At 70.7% G+C, this 17,179-nt stretch carries 13 protein-coding genes; 9 read left to right on the forward strand and 4 right to left on the reverse strand.

Annotated features, from left to right (window positions below; genetic code table 11):
• Positions 1-478: 478 nt before the first annotated feature.
• Positions 479-1,501 (forward strand): TerC family protein, encoded by a 1,023-nt coding sequence (locus ACIBQZ_RS18640; RefSeq protein ID WP_396089944.1) that lies wholly within the window; start codon positions 479-481, stop codon positions 1,499-1,501.
• 56 nt (positions 1,502-1,557) lie between these two features.
• Here the strand turns inward: ACIBQZ_RS18640 and typA are convergent, their stop codons facing one another.
• Complete coding sequence (gene typA, locus ACIBQZ_RS18645) at positions 1,558-3,423, reverse strand: translational GTPase TypA (RefSeq protein WP_396089945.1); 1,866 nt, start codon at positions 3,421-3,423, stop codon at positions 1,558-1,560.
• Between the two features lie 159 nt (positions 3,424-3,582).
• Between typA and ACIBQZ_RS18650 the strand changes: the two genes are divergently transcribed.
• Together ACIBQZ_RS18650 and ACIBQZ_RS18655 are read left to right on the forward strand one after the other, a co-directional pair.
• Positions 3,583-4,371 (forward strand): transglycosylase SLT domain-containing protein, encoded by a 789-nt coding sequence (locus ACIBQZ_RS18650; RefSeq protein ID WP_396089946.1) that lies wholly within the window; start codon positions 3,583-3,585, stop codon positions 4,369-4,371.
• A 182-nt stretch (positions 4,372-4,553) separates the two neighbouring features.
• Positions 4,554-4,979: an uL11 family ribosomal protein gene (locus tag ACIBQZ_RS18655; protein ID WP_396089947.1), complete on the forward strand. Its 426-nt coding sequence runs from the start codon at positions 4,554-4,556 to the stop codon at positions 4,977-4,979.
• Between the two features lie 52 nt (positions 4,980-5,031).
• Here the strand turns inward: ACIBQZ_RS18655 and ACIBQZ_RS18660 are convergent, their stop codons facing one another.
• The gene (locus tag ACIBQZ_RS18660) at positions 5,032-5,640 is read right to left on the reverse strand and encodes an ATP-dependent Clp protease proteolytic subunit (protein ID WP_396089948.1); all 609 of its coding nucleotides are present in this window, start codon (positions 5,638-5,640) and stop codon (positions 5,032-5,034) included.
• Positions 5,641-5,793: 153 nt separating this feature from the next.
• On the opposite strand from ACIBQZ_RS18660, the gene ACIBQZ_RS18665 reads away from it, so the two are divergent.
• The gene (locus ACIBQZ_RS18665; protein ID WP_396089949.1) at positions 5,794-6,408 is read left to right on the forward strand and encodes a cysteine hydrolase; all 615 of its coding nucleotides are present in this window, start codon (positions 5,794-5,796) and stop codon (positions 6,406-6,408) included.
• Between the two features lie 3 nt (positions 6,409-6,411).
• Here the strand turns inward: ACIBQZ_RS18665 and ACIBQZ_RS18670 are convergent, their stop codons facing one another.
• Positions 6,412-7,065, reverse strand: coding sequence for an MBL fold metallo-hydrolase (locus ACIBQZ_RS18670; RefSeq protein WP_396089950.1), 654 nt, complete (start codon positions 7,063-7,065; stop codon positions 6,412-6,414).
• A gap of 2 nt (positions 7,066-7,067) precedes the next feature.
• The gene (locus tag ACIBQZ_RS18675) at positions 7,068-7,766 is read right to left on the reverse strand and encodes a maleylpyruvate isomerase family mycothiol-dependent enzyme (protein WP_396089951.1); all 699 of its coding nucleotides are present in this window, start codon (positions 7,764-7,766) and stop codon (positions 7,068-7,070) included.
• Between the two features lie 247 nt (positions 7,767-8,013).
• Here ACIBQZ_RS18675 and rsgA point away from each other — a divergent pair, with 247 nt between their 5' ends.
• The 5 genes from rsgA to uvrC all read left to right on the forward strand — a co-directional run.
• Positions 8,014-9,054 (forward strand): ribosome small subunit-dependent GTPase A, encoded by a 1,041-nt coding sequence (rsgA, locus tag ACIBQZ_RS18680; protein ID WP_396089952.1) that lies wholly within the window; start codon positions 8,014-8,016, stop codon positions 9,052-9,054.
• A gap of 22 nt (positions 9,055-9,076) precedes the next feature.
• Complete coding sequence (locus tag ACIBQZ_RS18685) at positions 9,077-10,873, forward strand: hypothetical protein (RefSeq protein ID WP_396089953.1); 1,797 nt, start codon at positions 9,077-9,079, stop codon at positions 10,871-10,873.
• Between the two features lie 110 nt (positions 10,874-10,983).
• The gene (gene uvrA, locus ACIBQZ_RS18690; protein ID WP_396089954.1) at positions 10,984-13,941 is read left to right on the forward strand and encodes an excinuclease ABC subunit UvrA; all 2,958 of its coding nucleotides are present in this window, start codon (positions 10,984-10,986) and stop codon (positions 13,939-13,941) included.
• A 208-nt stretch (positions 13,942-14,149) separates the two neighbouring features.
• Complete coding sequence (locus ACIBQZ_RS18695; protein WP_396089955.1) at positions 14,150-14,692, forward strand: Rieske (2Fe-2S) protein; 543 nt, start codon at positions 14,150-14,152, stop codon at positions 14,690-14,692.
• Positions 14,693-14,826: 134 nt separating this feature from the next.
• Positions 14,827-17,179, forward strand: a 2,353-nt coding sequence (gene uvrC / locus ACIBQZ_RS18700) for an excinuclease ABC subunit UvrC (protein WP_396089956.1), incomplete at its 3' end; no start/stop codon positions are given.

Genomic DNA, 17,179 nt, shown 5'->3' on the forward strand with positions numbered 1-17,179 from the left:
CCCGCCCCGGGCCTGGCCCGTCCCGCCCCGGGCCTGGCCCGTCCCGCCCCGGGCCTGGCCCGTCCCGCCCCGGGCCTGGCCCGCCCCGCCCCGGGCCGGGCCCGGGGCGCCCCGGGCCAGGCCCGGGGCGGGGCGGACCGCCGGCGCCATCAATATGGCTAGCCTCCTAGGATGCCAAAGGCGGTGTGTGGGCTGTGTCGGAAACGTCGGTCATCGCACATTGGTGTCCTCTTTGGGGTGAAATGATGGAGAGAGGCTCGCCACGGATCGCCGGGGTGATGTGCGGATCGGGTCCTGGATGCGACACAATGGCGGGCGTAGGAGGGGAGTATTCCTCTGCGCCGGTCTCGTCAACACGGTTTTCACCTTTCGGGGTGAGCCCGGGGCCGGTGGTCGTCGCCCAGCCGGGTGCCGGCGGAAGAGACCTCCGACAGTCGCACGTCGCTGCAACCGCCGATCTTCTTCAGTGGTGGCAGCGATGGACCGTGTCTGCCGGAGGTACTCGTTGAACGTTTCCGCCTGGGTCTGGGTCATCACCCTCATCGCCCTGGTTGTCGTCCTTGCCGTTGATCTGCTGATCGTCGGTCGTCGCCCGCACGAGCCCAGCATGCGCGAGGCCGGCGGCTGGGTCGCCTTCTACGTGGGGCTGGCGCTCGCGTTCGGGGTGGCGGTCTGGGTCTTCTGGGGTGGGCAGGCCGCCGGTGAGTTCTATACGGGCTGGCTGACCGAGTACAGCCTCTCGGTCGACAACCTCTTCGTCTTCGTCATCATCATGGCGCGGTTCGCCGTGCCCCGGCAGTTCCAGCAGAAGGTGCTGCTCATCGGCATCGTGCTGGCGCTGGTCATGCGGGGTGCCTTCATCGCCGCCGGCGCTGCCCTGATCGCGCAATTCTCCTGGGTCTTCTACATCTTCGGCGCGTTCCTGGTCTACACCGCCATCACGCTGCTCAAGCAGGGTGAGAACGATGAGGACGACTTCAAGGAGAACATCCTCATCCGGTGGAGCAAGCGCGCGCTGCCGATCTCCTCGTCGTTCGACAGCGGCAAGATGACCGTGGTCACCGAGGCGGGCAAGCGGCTCTTCACGCCGATGCTCATCGTGATGATCGCGATCGGCACCACCGACCTGATCTTCGCGCTGGACTCGATTCCGGCGATCTTCGGCATCACCAAGGAGCCGTACCTCGTCTTCACCGCGAACGTGTTCGCGCTGATGGGGCTGCGGCAGCTGTACTTCCTGCTGGGTGGGCTGCTGGAGCGGCTGGTCTACCTCAACATCGGGCTGGCGTTCGTGCTCGCGTTCATCGGGGTGAAGCTGTTCCTGGAGGCGCTGCACACCAACACGCTGGGCTTCATCAACGGCGGTGACGGTGTGCCCTGGGCGCCGGAGATCCCGATCTGGCTGTCACTGCTGATCATTCTCGGCACGCTGGGCATCGCCACTGTCGCGAGCCTGATGAAGTCGTCACGGGACAAGAAGCGGGAGCTCGTCAGCTCCTGATCACGGGCAGCAAAAGCCGGGGGTACGCGCTGCGCGTACCCCCGGCTTTTGGGTTGTCAGCCCTGGTGCTTGCGGCGGGCCGCGGCGCGGCCGCGGGTCTGCTGGTCGAGCACCACCTTGCGGATGCGCACGGCGGCCGGGGTGACCTCGACGCACTCGTCCTCGCGGCAGAACTCGAGGGCCTGCTCCAGCGACAGCTTGCGCGGCGGGATCAGCTTCTCGGTCTCGTCGGAGGTCGACTGACGCATGTTCGTCAGCTTCTTCTCCTTGGTGATGTTGACGTCCATGTCGTCCATCCGGGAATTCTCGCCGACGATCATGCCTTCGTAGACCTCGGTGGTCGGCTCGACGAAGAGCTGGCCGCGCTCCTGCAGGTTGGTCATCGCGAACGCGGTGACCACGCCCGACCGGTCGGCCACCAGGGAGCCGTTCTGCCGGGTGCGCAGCTCGCCGAACCACGGCTCGTAGTCCTCGAAGATGTGGTGCATGATGCCGGTGCCGCGGGTCTCGGTGAGGAACTCGGTGCGGAAGCCGATCAGGGCCCGGGCCGGCACCAGCCACTCCATCCGCAGCCAGCCGGTGCCGTGGTTGATCAGTTCTTCCATCCGGCCCTTGCGGGTGGACAGCAGGCTGGTGATGGCGCCCATGTACTCGTCGGGGGCGTCGATGGTGAGGCGCTCGACCGGCTCGTGCACTTTGCCGTCGATCTCCTTGGTGACCACCTGCGGCTTGCCCACGGTCAGCTCGTAGGACTCGCGGCGCATCTGCTCGACCAGGATGGCCAGGGCGAGTTCGCCGCGGCCCTGCACCTCCCAGGCGTCCGGGCGCTCGGTCGGCAGGATCCGCAGCGAGACGTTGCCGACCATCTCGCGTTCCAGCCGGTCCTTGACCATGCGGGCGGTCACCTTGCCGCCCTTGACCTTGCCGACCATCGGCGAGGTGTTGGTGCCCAGCACCATCGAGATGGCCGGCTCGTCGACGCTGATCAGCGGCAGCGGGATCGGGTTCTCCGCGTCCGCCAGGGTCTCGCCGATCATGATGTCGGCGATGCCCGCGACGGCCATGATGTCGCCGGGGCCGGCGCTCTCGGCCGGCTTGCGCTCCAGGCCCTCGGTGATCAGCAGCTCGGAGATCCGGACGTTGGTGATCGTGCCGTCGGTCTTGCACCAGGCGACGGTCTGGCCCTTGCGGATGGTGCCCTCGTGCACCCGGCACAGCGCGAGCCGGCCGAGGAAGTTCGACGCGTCGAGGTTGACGACGTGCGCCTGCAGCGGCGCGCCCTCGGTGTACGTCGGCGCGGGGATGGTCTTGAGGATCGTGTCGAACAGCACCTCGAGGTCGGTGGCGTCCTCGGGGATGGTGCCGTCCTTGGGCTGGGTCAGCGAGGCGATGCCGTCGCGCGCGCACGCGTAGACGATCGGGAACTCGATCTGGTGCTCGTCGGCGTCGAGGTCGAGGAAGAGCTCGTACGTCTCGTCGACGACCTCCTTGATCCGGGCGTCGGGCCGGTCCACCTTGTTGATGATCAGGATGATCGGCAGCTTGGCGTGCAGCGCCTTGCGCAGCACGAAGCGGGTCTGCGGGAGCGGGCCCTCGCTGGCGTCGACCAGCAGGGCGACGCCGTCGACCATGGTGAGGCCGCGCTCGACCTCACCGCCGAAGTCGGCGTGGCCGGGGGTGTCGATGATGTTGATGGTGACGGGCTCGCCGTCGGCGGGCTTGTAGCTGATCGCCGTGTTCTTGGCGAGAATGGTGATGCCCTTTTCCCGCTCCAGGTCCATGGAGTCCATGGCGCGGTCGGCCATCTCGCCCCGTGCGTGGGACTGGCTCCCCTGGCGCAGCATGGCGTCGACCAGGGTGGTTTTGCCATGGTCGACGTGGGCGATGATGGCGACGTTGCGTAGGTCGGTGCGGGTCTGCATACCACCATTGTCCCCGGTCTTTGTTGCGGCGACCGTCCGGGGTCGCCACGCGGAACCGGTTGCGGGCCTCGTCCCCGATGTCCTTTTTGCCGGACGGCACGGCGGGCGACGCGCTGCTAGCGTTCGGACGTCGTAACGGGCACCGGAAGGACTTCGTCGATGAATCGCAGGCTTCGGGTGCTCGTCGCGGCGCTGATCGGGGTGCTCGTGATCGCCGGCTGCGGGCTCGGCGGCAAGAACGACGACGCGGCCCCGGCGGCGGCGCTGCCGTCGGCCTCCGAGCCGGAGAACATCGTCGACCCGGTGCTCGAGTCCGAGGCCGGCCCGGAGCCGACCACGGCCAAGCCGAAGCCGACCAGGAGCAAGGCGAAGCCGAAGGCCACCCCGACCGAGGACCCGAACAACTTCCAGCTCCCGGAGTGCGCGCACCGCGAGGGCAAGAAGGTGTCGAAGACCAAGGCGAAGGCGGCGCTGCGGGCGGCCGCGGCGAGGAAGTACTGGCCGACGTCGGCCCCCAAGCTCACCGTGCCGAGCCGGCTGGTGCTCGTCACGGCGTGGCACGAGAGCGGCTGGCAGTCGGACATCGTCAACTGCGACGGCGGGCGCGGGCTCATGCAGGTGATGCCGGACACCGAGGCGTTCATCAACCAGCGCTTCGAGCAGTCGTACGCGAGCACCGACTACAAGCAGAACGCGACGCTGGGCGCCAACTACCTGGCCTGGCTGACCAAGGCGTTCGGCGACGCGTACTTCAAGGGCAAGTACGACCTGAGCGCCTCGAAGTGCAGGTCCCACTCCAGCATGTGCCTGCTGAACATGGTCATCGCCGGCTACAACGTGGGCCGCCAGCCGGTCGACGACGGGTACGCGGACAAGCAGCTGCCGAACCCGGAGTACGTCGGCGTGGTCCGTTCGCTGATGAAGTCCTGCTACTGCGACCGCTACTGACCCACCGGGTGACCGGCGACCCCGGCGGCCGAGTTACACTAGTCGGCGGAACCCGGGACTGTGCCCGCCGCTTTGCTCCACCAGCGAGCGCGGTAGTAAGGTCTCGGGGTTGTCGTGCGTTGAAGATGCTGGCGAGCTCCTGACTTAGGCCCGTGCAGCACACACTAAGGAGCTTTTGCGGAATGCCGCCCAAGAAGAAGACCCATGAGGTAACCCTCGCGCTTGAGGCGGGTAACGCCGCGATGGTCGACCTCGGCAAGATGCTCGGCCCGACCGGTGCCAACATGCGCGCGGTCAAGGTCGAGTACGACGAGGCGACGTCGAAGTCGCGTGGCGAGATCATTCCGGTCGTCGTCTCGGTCTACGAGGACCGTAGCCACACGCTCGTCTACAAGACCCCGCCGACGAGCTTCCTGATCCGCAAGGCTCTGGGTATCCAGTCGGGCGCGTCCAACCCGCTGACCCAGACCGTCGGCACGCTCAGCGCCGACCAGATCAAGCAGATCGCCGAGCGTAAGCTCCCCGACCTGAACGCCAACGACATCACCGCGGCGGTCAAGGTCGTGGCCGGCACCGCGCGCTCGATGGGCGTCAAGGTCGCCGAGTAAGTCAGTCAGCGCTGAACGGCGCGGGCCCCCCGACCGGGGCCCGCGCCGTTTTTCATGCGTCCTTGCCGACGACCTCGTCGATGAGCCCGTAGTCGCGGGCCTCGGCCGCGCTCAGCACCCGCCCGGCGGACAGGTCGTCCTCGATCCGGCTGCGCGACTGCCCGGTCACCTCGACCAGGCGCAGCACGACCTCCTCGAGCTCCCGCAGGTGCTGCCCGGCGGCCGCGGCGACCTCGTCGGCGGTGCCGGTGACCCCGGCGGCGCGCGGCTCGGCCAGCTTGAAGCGGGCGTGCCGGTATGCCGAGCGGCGTTCGGCTGCGGCCAGCACCGCCAGCACCGCCCCGCCGGCCTCGGAGGTGACGACGGCGTGCACGGGCGCGGCCATCGCGTCCATGACGTCGATGACGGCGTGGGCGGCGTTCAGGTCACCGCCGGAGCTGGCCACGTGCAGCTGGATCGGCTCCGGGCCGGCCGCGTCCAGGGTGAGCAGGGCGGCGGCGATCCCCGAGGCGACCTGCCCGGTGAGCGGGCCACGGATCATGACGATGCGCTGGTCGAACAGGCGTTCCTCGAGCCAGCCGGGAATGGCCGGCCCGCCGCCGGGCCAGGGCTCGGGCGGGGGAGGCGGGTCGTGGGGCAACCATCGCAGATCGGGTGTCACCGGGCCTCCGCGCGTCGAGGGGTCCTCCGAGTCTAGGTACGGGCGCTCCGGATGGGGGAACCGTTCAGCCGTGGGCGGACGACCCGTTGCCGGGAGCCGCCCCGGGGTGCTTGCATGTACTCCATGTGACTGCCCACACACCGGGAGATATGAATGTCCGAGTCCCTGCAGCTTGATCCCGCCACCACGGCGATCGTGCTGATCGAGTTCCAGAACGAGTTCGTCTCCGAGGGCGGCGTGCTGCACAACGCCGTCGCGCCGGTGATGGAGAAGACCGGCATGCTGGCGAACACGGTCACGCTGGTCGACGCGGCCCGCGCCGCGAACGTGACGATCATGCACGCGCCGATCACGTTCGCGCCGGGCTACGGCGAGCTGTCGCGGCACCCGTACGGGATCCTCAAGGGCGTCGTGGACGGCAACGCGTTCGTCAAGGGCACCTGGGGCGCGGCGATCGTCGAGGACCTGACACCCGACGAGGGCGACATCCTCATCGAGGGCAAGCGCGGGCTGGACACCTTCGCCAGCACGAACCTGGACTTCATCCTGCGCGGGCGCGGCATCACCACGGTGATCCTGGCCGGCTTCCTGACCAACTGCTGCGTCGAGTCCACCATGCGCAGCGCGTACGAGAACGGCTACCGGGTCATCACGCTGACCGACTGCACGGCGGCGACCTCGGCCGAGGAACACGACAACGCGATCGCGTACGACTTCCCGATGTTCTCGCTGCCGATGGAGTCGTCCCAGGTCAGGGCAGCCCTCTAGGCGTCACCAGCCGCGGGCGCGCCACTCCGCCAGGTGGGGCCGTTCCGCGCCCAGGGTCGAGTCCTTGCCGTGGCCCGGGTAGAACCACGTGTCGTCGCCCAGCCGGCCGAACAGCTTCGACTCCACGTCGTTGATCAGCGACGTGAAGTTCTTCTTGTTGCCGCGGGTGTTGCCCACCCCGCCCGGGAACAGGCTGTCGCCCGTCCACAGGTGGGCGATCCCGTCCGGCTCCCGGTAGAGCAGCACGATCGAGCCCGGCGTGTGGCCCACCACGTGGATCACCTCGAGCGTGCAGTCGCCCACCGTGATCGTGTCGCCGTCGGTCACCGTACGGGTCACGACGGGGATGGCCGGGGCGTCGTCGGCGCCGGCGATCGAGGAGGCGCCGGTGGCCTGCACGACGGCGGCCAGGGCGGCGGTGTGGTCCCCGTGGCTGTGGGTGGTCACCACCGCGGTCAGCCCGGCCGGGCCGATCAGCTCCAGCAGGGTCTCCGCGTCGTTGGCGGCGTCGATGAGCACCTGGGTGCCGTCGGCGCGGCAGGTCAGCAGGTAGGCGTTGTTGTCCGTCGGGCCCACCGAGACCTTGCACACGGTCAGGCCGGTGAGCTCGCGGACCGCCGGCTCGCCGCCGCGGGTCACGTCTCCGGTGTAGGTCATGGTCACTTCCACCTCGGGGGTGCGGGCAGCGCGCCGGCCGGCGACACCGTCAGGTCGGCACCGTCGGCGCGGCCGGCCAGCCAGGCCGCGATCGAGCGGGTCGGGCCGCCCACCTCCGGGGCGCCGTCCGGGTTGCCGATGGTCAGGGTGTGTTCCAGGCCGAGCGGGCGGAGCACCAGGTCGAGGTCCTGGGCGCCGCCGACGATCTCGCGCAGCAGCCGCAGCGCGAAGGCGTCCGACCAGTTCTCCGGGGTGTACTCCCGGCCGAGGTCGACGTGGTGCACCTCGACCTCGCGCAGCCGGGCCCACGGCACCGCCGCCGCGGAGGCGCCGGTCGAGGGCAGGAAGTAGGTCCAGGCCTCGGCCGGCATCGCCGCGGCGGCGTCGGCGAAGCGTTCGTGGGCCGCGCGGATGTCGGCGATCTGCTCGGCGAGCGGCCGGCCGGCGCCGGCCTCGATGCCGTCCTCGCGGGCCGCCGCCGAGGCGTAGGCGGGGGTCTCCACGCCGGTGCGGGCCCAGGTCAGCAGGTTGGTGTAGGCGTCGGCGTTGCGCGCCACGTGGGTCAGGAGGTGGCCGATGCTCCAGCCGGGCAGGGCCGAGGGGGCGCTGACCGCGCCGTCGTCGAGCGCTTCCGCGGTGCGGATCAGGCGTTCGGTGGCCTGATCAACGTCGGTCATCAGCACAAGCGGGTCGACTGTCATGACCGACTGCACCGAGCGCAGCGAGGGCCAGGAGGGCACGACGAAGGCAATGGAGTCACGGAGAAGACCCTAGCGCCGGAATTCGCTTTCGTGGCCGTTGCGGCGTCCGTACCGTCGGTGCCAGACGCGCCAGACGATCGCGGAGGGGGTGGGAATCGTGCTGCTCGTCGTTCGTGCGTTCCGGCTTCGCCCGGAGGCCCTGGCCTGACGCCTGTCGGCGCCGGCCTCCTGAGACCTAAGGGTTCCCATGTCTGACCTGTCCGCGCTGGGCTGGAACGAGACACTCGCGTCCGCCTATCGCACCTTCGACCGTCCCGACGCCACCCCGGCCCGCGTGCTGCGCGCCGACCGGGGGGTCTGCACCGTTCTTGATCCGACCGGGGTCACCCGGGCCAGCCTGGCCGGCAGTGTGCTGCTGGGCGCCGCCCGCGACCCCGCCAACCTGCCCTGCGCCGGCGACTGGGTGGTGCTGCGGCGCTGGCCGGACCGGCGTACCACGGTGGACTGTGTGCTGCCGCGGCGCACCGCGCTGATCCGCCGCACCTCGGACAAGGACTCCGTCGGCCAGGTCCTGGCCGCCAACATGGATGCCGTCGCGGTCGTCGAGCCGATGCACCCGGAGCCCGACGACGCCCGGCTGGAACGCCTGCTGGCGCTGGCCTGGGAGTCCGGCGCGGAGCCGGTGATCGTGCTCTCCAAGAGCGACACCGCGCGGGACCCGCAGGCGGTCGCGCGCCAGCTCGGCGAGCTGGCGCCGGGGGTACGGGTGCTGGCGGTCAGCGTGCACGCCGGCACGGGGCTCGACGCGTTGCGCCCCTACGTCGCCGCCGGCCGCACGCTGGCCCTGCTCGGCCGCTCCGGCGCGGGCAAGTCGTCGCTGGTCAACGCGCTGGCAGGGGCGGAGGTGATGGGCATCCAGGAGACCCGGCGCGCCGACGGCAAGGGCCGGCACACCACCGCGTACCGGAATCTGGTCCTGATCCCCGGAGGGGGAGCGGTCCTGGACACGCCCGGCATCCGCGGGGTGGGCCTGCTGGATACCGCCGAGGGTCTCGACCGGGCCTTCGCCGATGTGGCGGCCCTGGCCGCGCGGTGCCGGTTCGGTGATTGTGGTCACGACGGGGAGCCCGGGTGTGCCGTGGCCGCGGCGCTGGCCGACGGGACGCTGCTGCCGCGGCGCCTGGAGAGCTGGCGCAAGCTGCACCGCGAGGTCGCCGTCGAGAGCCGCCGGCGGGCCGCGCGGCTGGCCCAGGCCGCGGGCTCGTCCCGGCGCAGACCGCGGAGCTGAGCGCCTCTGGCACAATTCACCGGTGCCCGCGGTGGAAGAGGTCCTGGACGAGCGCGACCTCTCGGTCGCGGCGGTGCCCGCCCCTGCGCGCCGCCGCCGCGCCGACCTCGGGGCGCTGATCGGCTATCTCGCGCTCGGCGTGCTGGTGCTGATCCAGCTCTGGATCAGCCCGGCCGGCCGGGTGCTGTCGCACAACGACGACGACCACGGCTTCTTCGCGTTTGTCCTGGCGCACGGCGAGCGGGTCGTGTTCCACGGGGCGAACCCGCTGTTCAGCGACCGGATGAACGTGCCGGACGGCGTGAACATGATGGCCAACACCACGGTGCTGGCGCTGAGCGTGCCGCTGGCGCCGGTGACCCACTGGCTGGGTGCCGGCGTCTCGCTGGTGCTGCTGCTCACCCTGGGTCTTTCCGGTACGGCGTTCGCCTGGTACTGGGTGCTGTCGCGGCACCTGGTCACCGGCCGCGTCGCCGCCTGGATCGGCGGGCTGTGGTGCGGGTTCGCGCCCACGATGGTGTCGCACGCCAACGGGCACATCAACTTCGTCTCGCTGTTCGTGGTGCCGTTCCTGGTCTGGCAGGTGTTGCGGCTGCGCGAGCCGGGCCGGGTGGTGCGCGGCGGGGTGGTGCTGGGGCTGCTGGTGGTGCTGCAGGTCTTCATCAACGAGGAGATCCTGCTGTTCACCGCGCTCACCCTGGGGGTGTTCGTGAGCGCGTACGCGGCCCTGGAGCCGCGCGCGGTGGCCGGCTACTGGCGCCGGTTCGTGGCGGGGCTGGGTGTGGCGGTGGTCACCGCGCTGGTGCCGCTGGCGTACCCGCTGTGGTTCCAGTTCGCCGGGCCGCAGAGTTACAGCGGGCAGCCGTTCGAGCCCGGCAAGTTCGTCACCGACCTGCTCTCGCTGGGCGCGTACGCGCGGCAGTCGCTGGCCGGCAACGCGGCTATCGCCCGGGAGCTGAGCGTCAGCCCGACCGAGGAGAACACGTTCTTCGGCGTACCGATGCTGGTCATGATCGTCGTGTCGGTCGTGCTGCTGTGGCGCAACCTGGCCGCCCGGGCCGCCGCGATCGCCGGCCTGGTCCTGCTGATCATGTCGATGGGCCCCGAGCTGCGGATCGCCGGCCACGACACCGGCATCCCGCTGCCGTTCGCGCTGATCGCCCACGTGCCGGTCATCGACCTGGTCAGCGTCACCCGGTTCGCGATGGTGCCGGCGACGATCATCGGCCTGCTGCTGGCGCTGGCCGCCGACCGGGTGCCGCTGCTGGAGCGGCGCCGGCGGCTCGCGTTCTGGGCCGGGCTGGCCCTGGCCGTGGTGCCGGTGCTGCCCAAGCCGCTGCCGGTGGTGGCCGCCGACCCGCTGCCGCCGTTCATCGCTCAGCAGCAGTGGCGCGACTACGTCACACCCGGCCGCACCCTGGTGACCGTGCCGTTGCCGGAGGTCACCACCGGGCGGGCCGGGATGCGGTGGTTCGCCCTGTCCGGGCTGGATTACGCCGTGCCCCGGGGCTACTTCATGGGCCCGGCGAACCCGCCGCTGACCATCACCGGCTCCTGGAACGCCGCACCCCGTCCCACCTCCGAGCTGTTACGCCTCGCGGGGGCGTACGGTCGGATGCCGGTGGTCTCGGTCGCCGACCGGACGTCCGCGGTCGCCGATCTCACCTACTGGCGGGCCTCGGTGGTGGTGCTCGTGCCCGGGACACCGCACCACGACCTGCTGCGGAGCATCATCACGGAGCTGCTGGGTAAGGCACCTCAGCCGGTCGGCGGCGTGCTGTTGTGGGACGTCCGGGACATCGCTACCCCGTCCGGGTGACGGGAATGTCGTTCCGGGCCCCGACGCTGTAACCCGCTGGCGGAAAACTTGTCGTACCCCGTGGCTAGGGTGGCGGCGCCCATTGTCTTGACGTTACGGAGTGGCTGGCTGTGGCCGACCGACTGATCATCCGCGGCGCGCGGGAGCACAACCTGCGCGACGTCAACCTCGACCTGCCCCGCGACGCGATGATCGTGTTCACCGGTCTCAGCGGCTCGGGCAAGTCCAGCCTCGCCTTCGACACGATCTTCGCGGAGGGCCAGCGGCGGTACGTGGAGTCGCTGTCGTCGTACGCGCGGCAGTTCCTCGGCCAGATGGACAAACCGGACGTGGACTTCATCGAGGGCCTCTCCCCGGCCGTCTCGATCGACCAGAAGTCGACCTCCCGCAACCCCCGCTCGACCGTGGGCACGATCACCGAGGTGTACGACTACCTGCGGCTGCTCTTCGCCCGCACGGGCACCCCGCACTGCCCGGTCTGCGGCGAGCGGATCAGCAAGCAGTCGCCGCAGCAGATCGTCGACCGGGTGCTGGCGATGCCGGAGGGCACCCGCTTCATGGTGCTCGCGCCGGTCATCCGCGGCCGCAAGGGTGAGTACGTCGACCTCTTCGCCGAGCTGCAGTCCAAGGGCTACGCCCGGGCCCGGGTCGACGGCGTCGTGCACACCCTCGCCGAGCCGCCGAAGCTGAAGAAGCAGGAGAAGCACACCATCGAGGTGGTGGTCGACCGGCTCAGCGTCAAGGCGAGCAGCAAGCAGCGGCTCACCGACTCGGTCGAGGCGACCCTGGGGCTGTCCGGCGGCATCGTGCTGCTCGACTTCGTCGACCTGCCCGAGGACGACCCGCACCGCGAGCGCCGCTTCTCCGAGCACCTGGCCTGCCCCAACGACCACCCGCTGGCGATCGAGGACCTCGAGCCCCGGGTCTTCTCCTTCAACGCGCCCTACGGCGCCTGCCCGGAATGCACCGGCCTGGGCACCAAGAAGGAGGTCGACCCGGAGCTGATCGTCCCGGACACCGAGCGCAGCCTGCGCGAGGGCGCGATCCAGCCCTGGTCCGGCGGCTCCACCCTGGAATACTTCCTGCGCCTGCTGGAGGCCCTGGCCAAGGCGGAGAAGTTCAGCATCGACACGCCCTGGCGGCAGCTGCCGAGCCGGGCCCAGAAGACCATCCTGTACGGCTCCGAGGACCAGGTCCACGTCCGCTACCGCAACAAGTACGGCCGCGAGCGCTCCTACTACACCGGCTTCGAGGGCGTGGTGCAGTGGATCGAGCGCCGGCACAGCGACACCGAGAGCGACTGGTCCCGCGACAAGTACGAGGGCTACATGCGTGAGGTGCCCTGCCCGACCTGCGGCGGCGCCCGGCTCAAGCCCGAGGTGCTGGCGGTCACCATCGCCGGCAAGAGCATCGCCGAGGTCTGCAACCTGTCGGTGGGCGAGTGCGCCGAGCTGCTGGCCACCATCGAGCTCACCGACCGCGAGAAGATGATCGCCGAGCGGGTGCTCAAGGAGATCAACGCCCGGCTCCGCTTCCTGGTCGACGTCGGCCTGGACTACCTGTCGCTGGACCGCGGCGCCGGCACCCTGTCCGGCGGTGAGGCGCAGCGCATCCGGCTGGCCACCCAGATCGGCTCCGGCCTGGTCGGCGTGCTCTACGTGCTGGACGAGCCGTCCATCGGCCTGCACCAGCGCGACAACCACCGGCTCATCGAGACGCTGGTCCGGCTCAAGAAGCTCGGCAACACGCTGATCGTGGTCGAGCACGACGAGGACACCATCCGCACCGCCGACTGGATCGTCGACATCGGCCCCGGCGCCGGCGAGCACGGCGGTCACATCGTGCACAGCGGGTCAGTCAAGGGTCTGCTGGCCAACAAGGAGTCGCCGACGGGGGCGTACCTGTCCGGCCGCAAGAAGATCCCGACCCCGGCCACCCGCCGCCCGCAGGAGCCCGGCCGCGAGCTGATCGTGCAGGGCGCCCGCGAGCACAACCTGCGCGACATCTCCGTCGGCTTCCCGCTGGGCCAGTTCATCGCGGTCACCGGGGTCAGCGGCTCGGGCAAGTCGACCCTGGTCAACGACATCCTCTACACGGTCCTGGCAAACCAGGTCAACCGGGCCCGGCTGGTGCCTGGCCGGCACACCCGGGTCACCGGCCTGGAGCACGTCGACAAGGTCGTCGGCGTCGACCAGTCGCCGATCGGGCGCACGCCGCGGTCCAACCCGGCGACGTACACGGGCGTCTTCGACAACGTCCGCAAGCTGTTCGCCGAGACCGTCGAGGCGAAGGTCCGCGGCTACGGGCCGGGCCGGTTCTCGTTCAACGTCAAGGGCGGCCGCTGCGAGAACTGCTCCGGCGACGGCACGATCAAGATCGAGATGAACTTCCTGCCGGACGTCTACGTCCCCTGCGAGGTGTGCAAGGGCGCCCGGTACAACCGGGAGACCCTCGAGGTGCACTACAAGGGCAAGACGATCTCCGAGGTGCTGGAGATGCCGATCGAGGAGGCGGCGACCTTCTTCGAGCCGATCACGTCCATCCACCGCCACCTCAAGACCCTGGTCGACGTGGGCCTGGGCTACGTCCGGCTGGGCCAGCCCGCGCCGACGCTGTCCGGCGGCGAGGCGCAGCGCGTCAAGCTCGCCTCCGAGCTGCAGAAGCGCTCCACCGGCCGGACGGTCTACGTGCTCGACGAGCCGACCACGGGCCTGCACTTCGAGGACATCCGCAAGCTGCTGCTGGTGCTCAACGGCCTGGTCGACAAGGGCAACACGGTGATCACCATCGAGCACAACCTCGACGTGATCAAGAATGCCGACTGGCTGATCGACATGGGCCCCGAGGGCGGCCACAAGGGTGGGCTGGTGCTGGCCACCGGCACCCCGGAGGAGATCGCCGACGTGCCGGGCAGCCACACCGGCCAGTACCTGCGGCCGATGCTCGGCCTCACCGGGGAGCCGGCCGGCGCCGCCGCCGCGGTGGCCCGCGCCGCCAAGGCCAACGGCGCCCCCAAGGCCGTCACCAAGCCGCGGGCGACCCGGTCCCGGGCCAAAGCCGCGGTCTGATTGACAGGCAACACACAGCTATGCCGCCCGCCCGCGCGTGACCTGGGGCGGGCGGTTGCCGGCGCGGCGAAACCCCCGCGAAACACGGCATCCGGGCCGATATTTTCCGCCCCGCCCATGAACCACTTCGGGGATGGCAGCGTATCTACAAGCAACGCCGCGTGACCCAAGCGCGCGGACCAGCGGTATGGGGAAAGGTTCGGAACATATGACTGACGTGCGGACGAGGCCCGAAGCCGAGATCACGGCCCACCAGCCGGCCTGCGGGGGAACGGGCTCCTCGCGGCGCGTCGTGCTGGCCGGAGCCTCCGCGCTGGGCGTCGGCTGCCTGCTGGCCGCGTGCGGCACCGACACCGCCGGCGCCGGCAGCAACGGCGCCAACGGCGGCGACTTCAGCAACAACCCGGCCCCGGCCGGCAGCAAGGGCCCCGGCGACGGCGAGGCCGGTGGCGGCGACTCCGGCGGCGGCGGTGCCGCGCTGGCCCTGGTCGCGGACATCCCCGAGGGCGGCGGCGTGATCAAGGGTGACTACGTCATCACCCAGCCCGCCTCGGGCACCTTCAAGGCCTTCAGCAAGGTGTGCACCCACGCGGGCTGCGACGTCAGCAAGGTCGACGCCGGCGTGATCACCTGCCCGTGCCACAACAGCACGTTCTCCATCGAGGACGGCTCGCCCACCGGCGGACCGGCCAAGAAGGCCCTGCCCGAGACCAAGGTCAAGGTGGACGGCGACAACATCGTCGCGGCCTGACAAATTCTTGGGGCCGGCCTGACCTGCCGACACGGCCGGCCCCGACACACTCCGGCCGGAGGCCCGACGCCGTGGCGGCGGCAACGGGCCTCCGGTCGGACAATCATGTCAGGGGTCGGCACTAGTGTTGAGCCGTGCCTGACCCGTCCAGCTACCGGCCGGCGCCCGGGACCATTCCGGACGCTCCCGGTGTCTACCGCTTCCGTGACCCCACCGGCCGCGTCATCTACGTGGGCAAGGCCAAGAGCCTGCGCAACCGGCTGAATTCCTACTTCGCCGACACGTGGAGCCTGCACGCGCGCACCCAGCAGATGGTCACCACGGCGTCCGCCGTCGACTGGGTCACCGTCGGCAGCGAGGTCGAGGCGCTGCAGCTGGAGTTCTCCTGGATCAAGGAGTTCGACCCCCGCTTCAACGTCAAGTACCGCGACGACAAGTCGTATCCGTTCCTCGCCGTCACGCTCAACGAGGAATACCCCCGCCTGCAGGTCATGCGGGGCGCCAAGCGCAAGGGCGTGCGCTACTTCGGTCCGTATTCGCACGCCTGGGCCATCCGCGAGACCCTCGACCTGCTGCTGCGCGTCTTCCCGGCCCGCACCTGCTCCACCGGGGTGTTCAAGCGCGCCGGCCAGATCGGCCGCCCCTGCCTGCTGGGCTACATCGGCAAGTGCTCGGCGCCGTGCGTCGGCACGGTCTCCGCGGCGGAGCACCGGGCGATCGTCGACGACTTCTGCGACTTCATGGCCGGCCGCACCGACACGTTCGTCAAACGCCTCGAGCGCGACATGCTGCAGATGTCCGAGCAGCTCGAGTTCGAGAAGGCGGCCCGGCTGCGCGACGACATCGCCGCGCTGCGCAAGGCCATGGAGAAGCAGACCGTGGTGCTCGGCGACGGCACCGACGCGGACGTCGTCGCCTTCGCCGAGGATCCGCTCGAGGCGGCGGTGCAGGTCTTCCACGTCCGCGACGGCCGCGTCCGCGGCCAGCGCGGCTGGGTGGTGGAAAAGGTCGAGGACCTGACCACGGGAGACCTGGTGCACCACTTCTGCACCCAGGTGTACGGCGACGAGCACGGCGAGAACGACGTCCCCCGCGAGTTGCTGGTGCCCGCCCTGCCCCCGGACGCCGAGGCGCTGGAGAAGTGGCTGACCGAGCACCGCGGCAGCCGGGTCAGCCTGCGCGTGCCCCAGCGCGGCGACAAGCGCTCGCTGATGGAGACGGTGGCCCGCAACGCCGGCGAGTCCCTGTCCCGCCACAAGCTGCGCCGCGCCGGTGACCTGACCACCCGCAGCAAGGCGCTGGACGAGATCGCCGAGGCGCTGGGCATGGAGACGGCGCCGCTGCGCATCGAGTGCTTCGACGTCTCGCAGATCCAGGGCACCGACGTGGTGGCCAGCATGGTGGTCTTCGAGGACGGCCTGGCCCGCAAGAGCGAATACCGCCGCTTCGCGGTCCGCGGCAACCCGGACGGCTCGGGCACCGACGACCTGGCGGCGATGAGCGAGGTGATGCGCCGCCGCTTCGCCCGCTACCGCGCCGAGGCGGGCCCGACAGCCGACCTCCCGCAGGACGCCCCGACCGCCGAGGCCCCGGCTCCAGATCTCGCGAACGACCCTGCTCCGACGGTTCTCCCGGAGGGCGCCCCCGAGGACGCCGCGGAGCCGGTCACCCACGAGCTGCCCGGCATCGACCCGCTGACCGGCCGGCCCCGCCGCTTCGCCTACCCGCCCAACCTGGTGGTGGTCGACGGCGGCCAGCCGCAGGTCAACGCGGTCGCGGCGGTCCTGTCCGACCTGGGCATCACCGACGTCGCCCTGTGCGGCCTGGCCAAGCGCCTGGAAGAGGTGTGGCTGCCGGGCGAGGACTTCCCGGTGATCCTGCCCCGCACCTCCGAGGCGCTCTACCTGCTGCAACGCGTGCGCGACGAGGCCCACCGCTTCGCCATCACGTTCCACCGGCAGCGACGGTCCAAGCGCATGACGGCGTCGGCGCTGGACAACATCCCGGGGCTGGGGGAGACGCGGCGCAAGGCGCTGCTGCGGCACTTCGGCTCGCTGAAGCGGCTGGGCCAGGCGACGCCGGAGGAGATCGCCGAGGTGCCGGGCATCGGCCGGCGCACGGCGGAGGCGGTGCTGGCGGCCCTGGCCGAGGGCGGCGCCGGCGCCGCTGCCGCCGGGGCTGCCGCGACGCCCGGCACCGGGTCGGCGGAAACCGATCCGGGGTCCGAGGGTGATGCGGGCTCGGCCGGTCCGGTCTCTGCCGGGGGCGCGGGCAAGACCAAGGCGGGAGCGAACCGCAACCGCGTCATGCGGCCGATCGCCCGACCCCCCGACGGGCCGGAGGCCGAGCAGTCGGGCTCCGGGCAGTCGGGCCTCGGGCAGTCGGGCTCCGGGCAGTCGGGCTCCGGGCAGTCGGGCTCCGGGCAGTCGGGCTCCGGGCAGTCGGGCTCCGGGCAGTCGGGCTCCGGGCAGTCGGGCTCCGGGCCGT

It is taken from the genome of Actinoplanes sp. NPDC049599, assembly GCF_044465625.1.
Lineage (GTDB): Bacteria > Actinomycetota > Actinomycetes > Mycobacteriales > Micromonosporaceae > Actinoplanes.

Bases quoted from the DNA above. Each gene is read 5' to 3' on its own strand.
- ACIBQZ_RS18655 (WP_396089947.1), top strand. From the start codon at position 4,554: ATGCCGCCCAAGAAGAAGACCCATGAGGTAACCCTCGCGCTTGAGGCG.
- ACIBQZ_RS18675 (WP_396089951.1), bottom strand. From the start codon at position 7,766: ATGACAGTCGACCCGCTTGTGCTGATGACCGACGTTGATCAGGCCACC.
- ACIBQZ_RS18640 (WP_396089944.1), top strand. From the start codon at position 479: ATGGACCGTGTCTGCCGGAGGTACTCGTTGAACGTTTCCGCCTGGGTC.
- ACIBQZ_RS18670 (WP_396089950.1), bottom strand. From the start codon at position 7,065: ATGACCTACACCGGAGACGTGACCCGCGGCGGCGAGCCGGCGGTCCGC.
- rsgA (WP_396089952.1), top strand. From the start codon at position 8,014: ATGTCTGACCTGTCCGCGCTGGGCTGGAACGAGACACTCGCGTCCGCC.
- ACIBQZ_RS18650 (WP_396089946.1), top strand. From the start codon at position 3,583: ATGAATCGCAGGCTTCGGGTGCTCGTCGCGGCGCTGATCGGGGTGCTC.
- ACIBQZ_RS18695 (WP_396089955.1), top strand. From the start codon at position 14,150: ATGACTGACGTGCGGACGAGGCCCGAAGCCGAGATCACGGCCCACCAG.
- typA (WP_396089945.1), bottom strand. From the start codon at position 3,423: ATGCAGACCCGCACCGACCTACGCAACGTCGCCATCATCGCCCACGTC.
- ACIBQZ_RS18665 (WP_396089949.1), top strand. From the start codon at position 5,794: ATGTCCGAGTCCCTGCAGCTTGATCCCGCCACCACGGCGATCGTGCTG.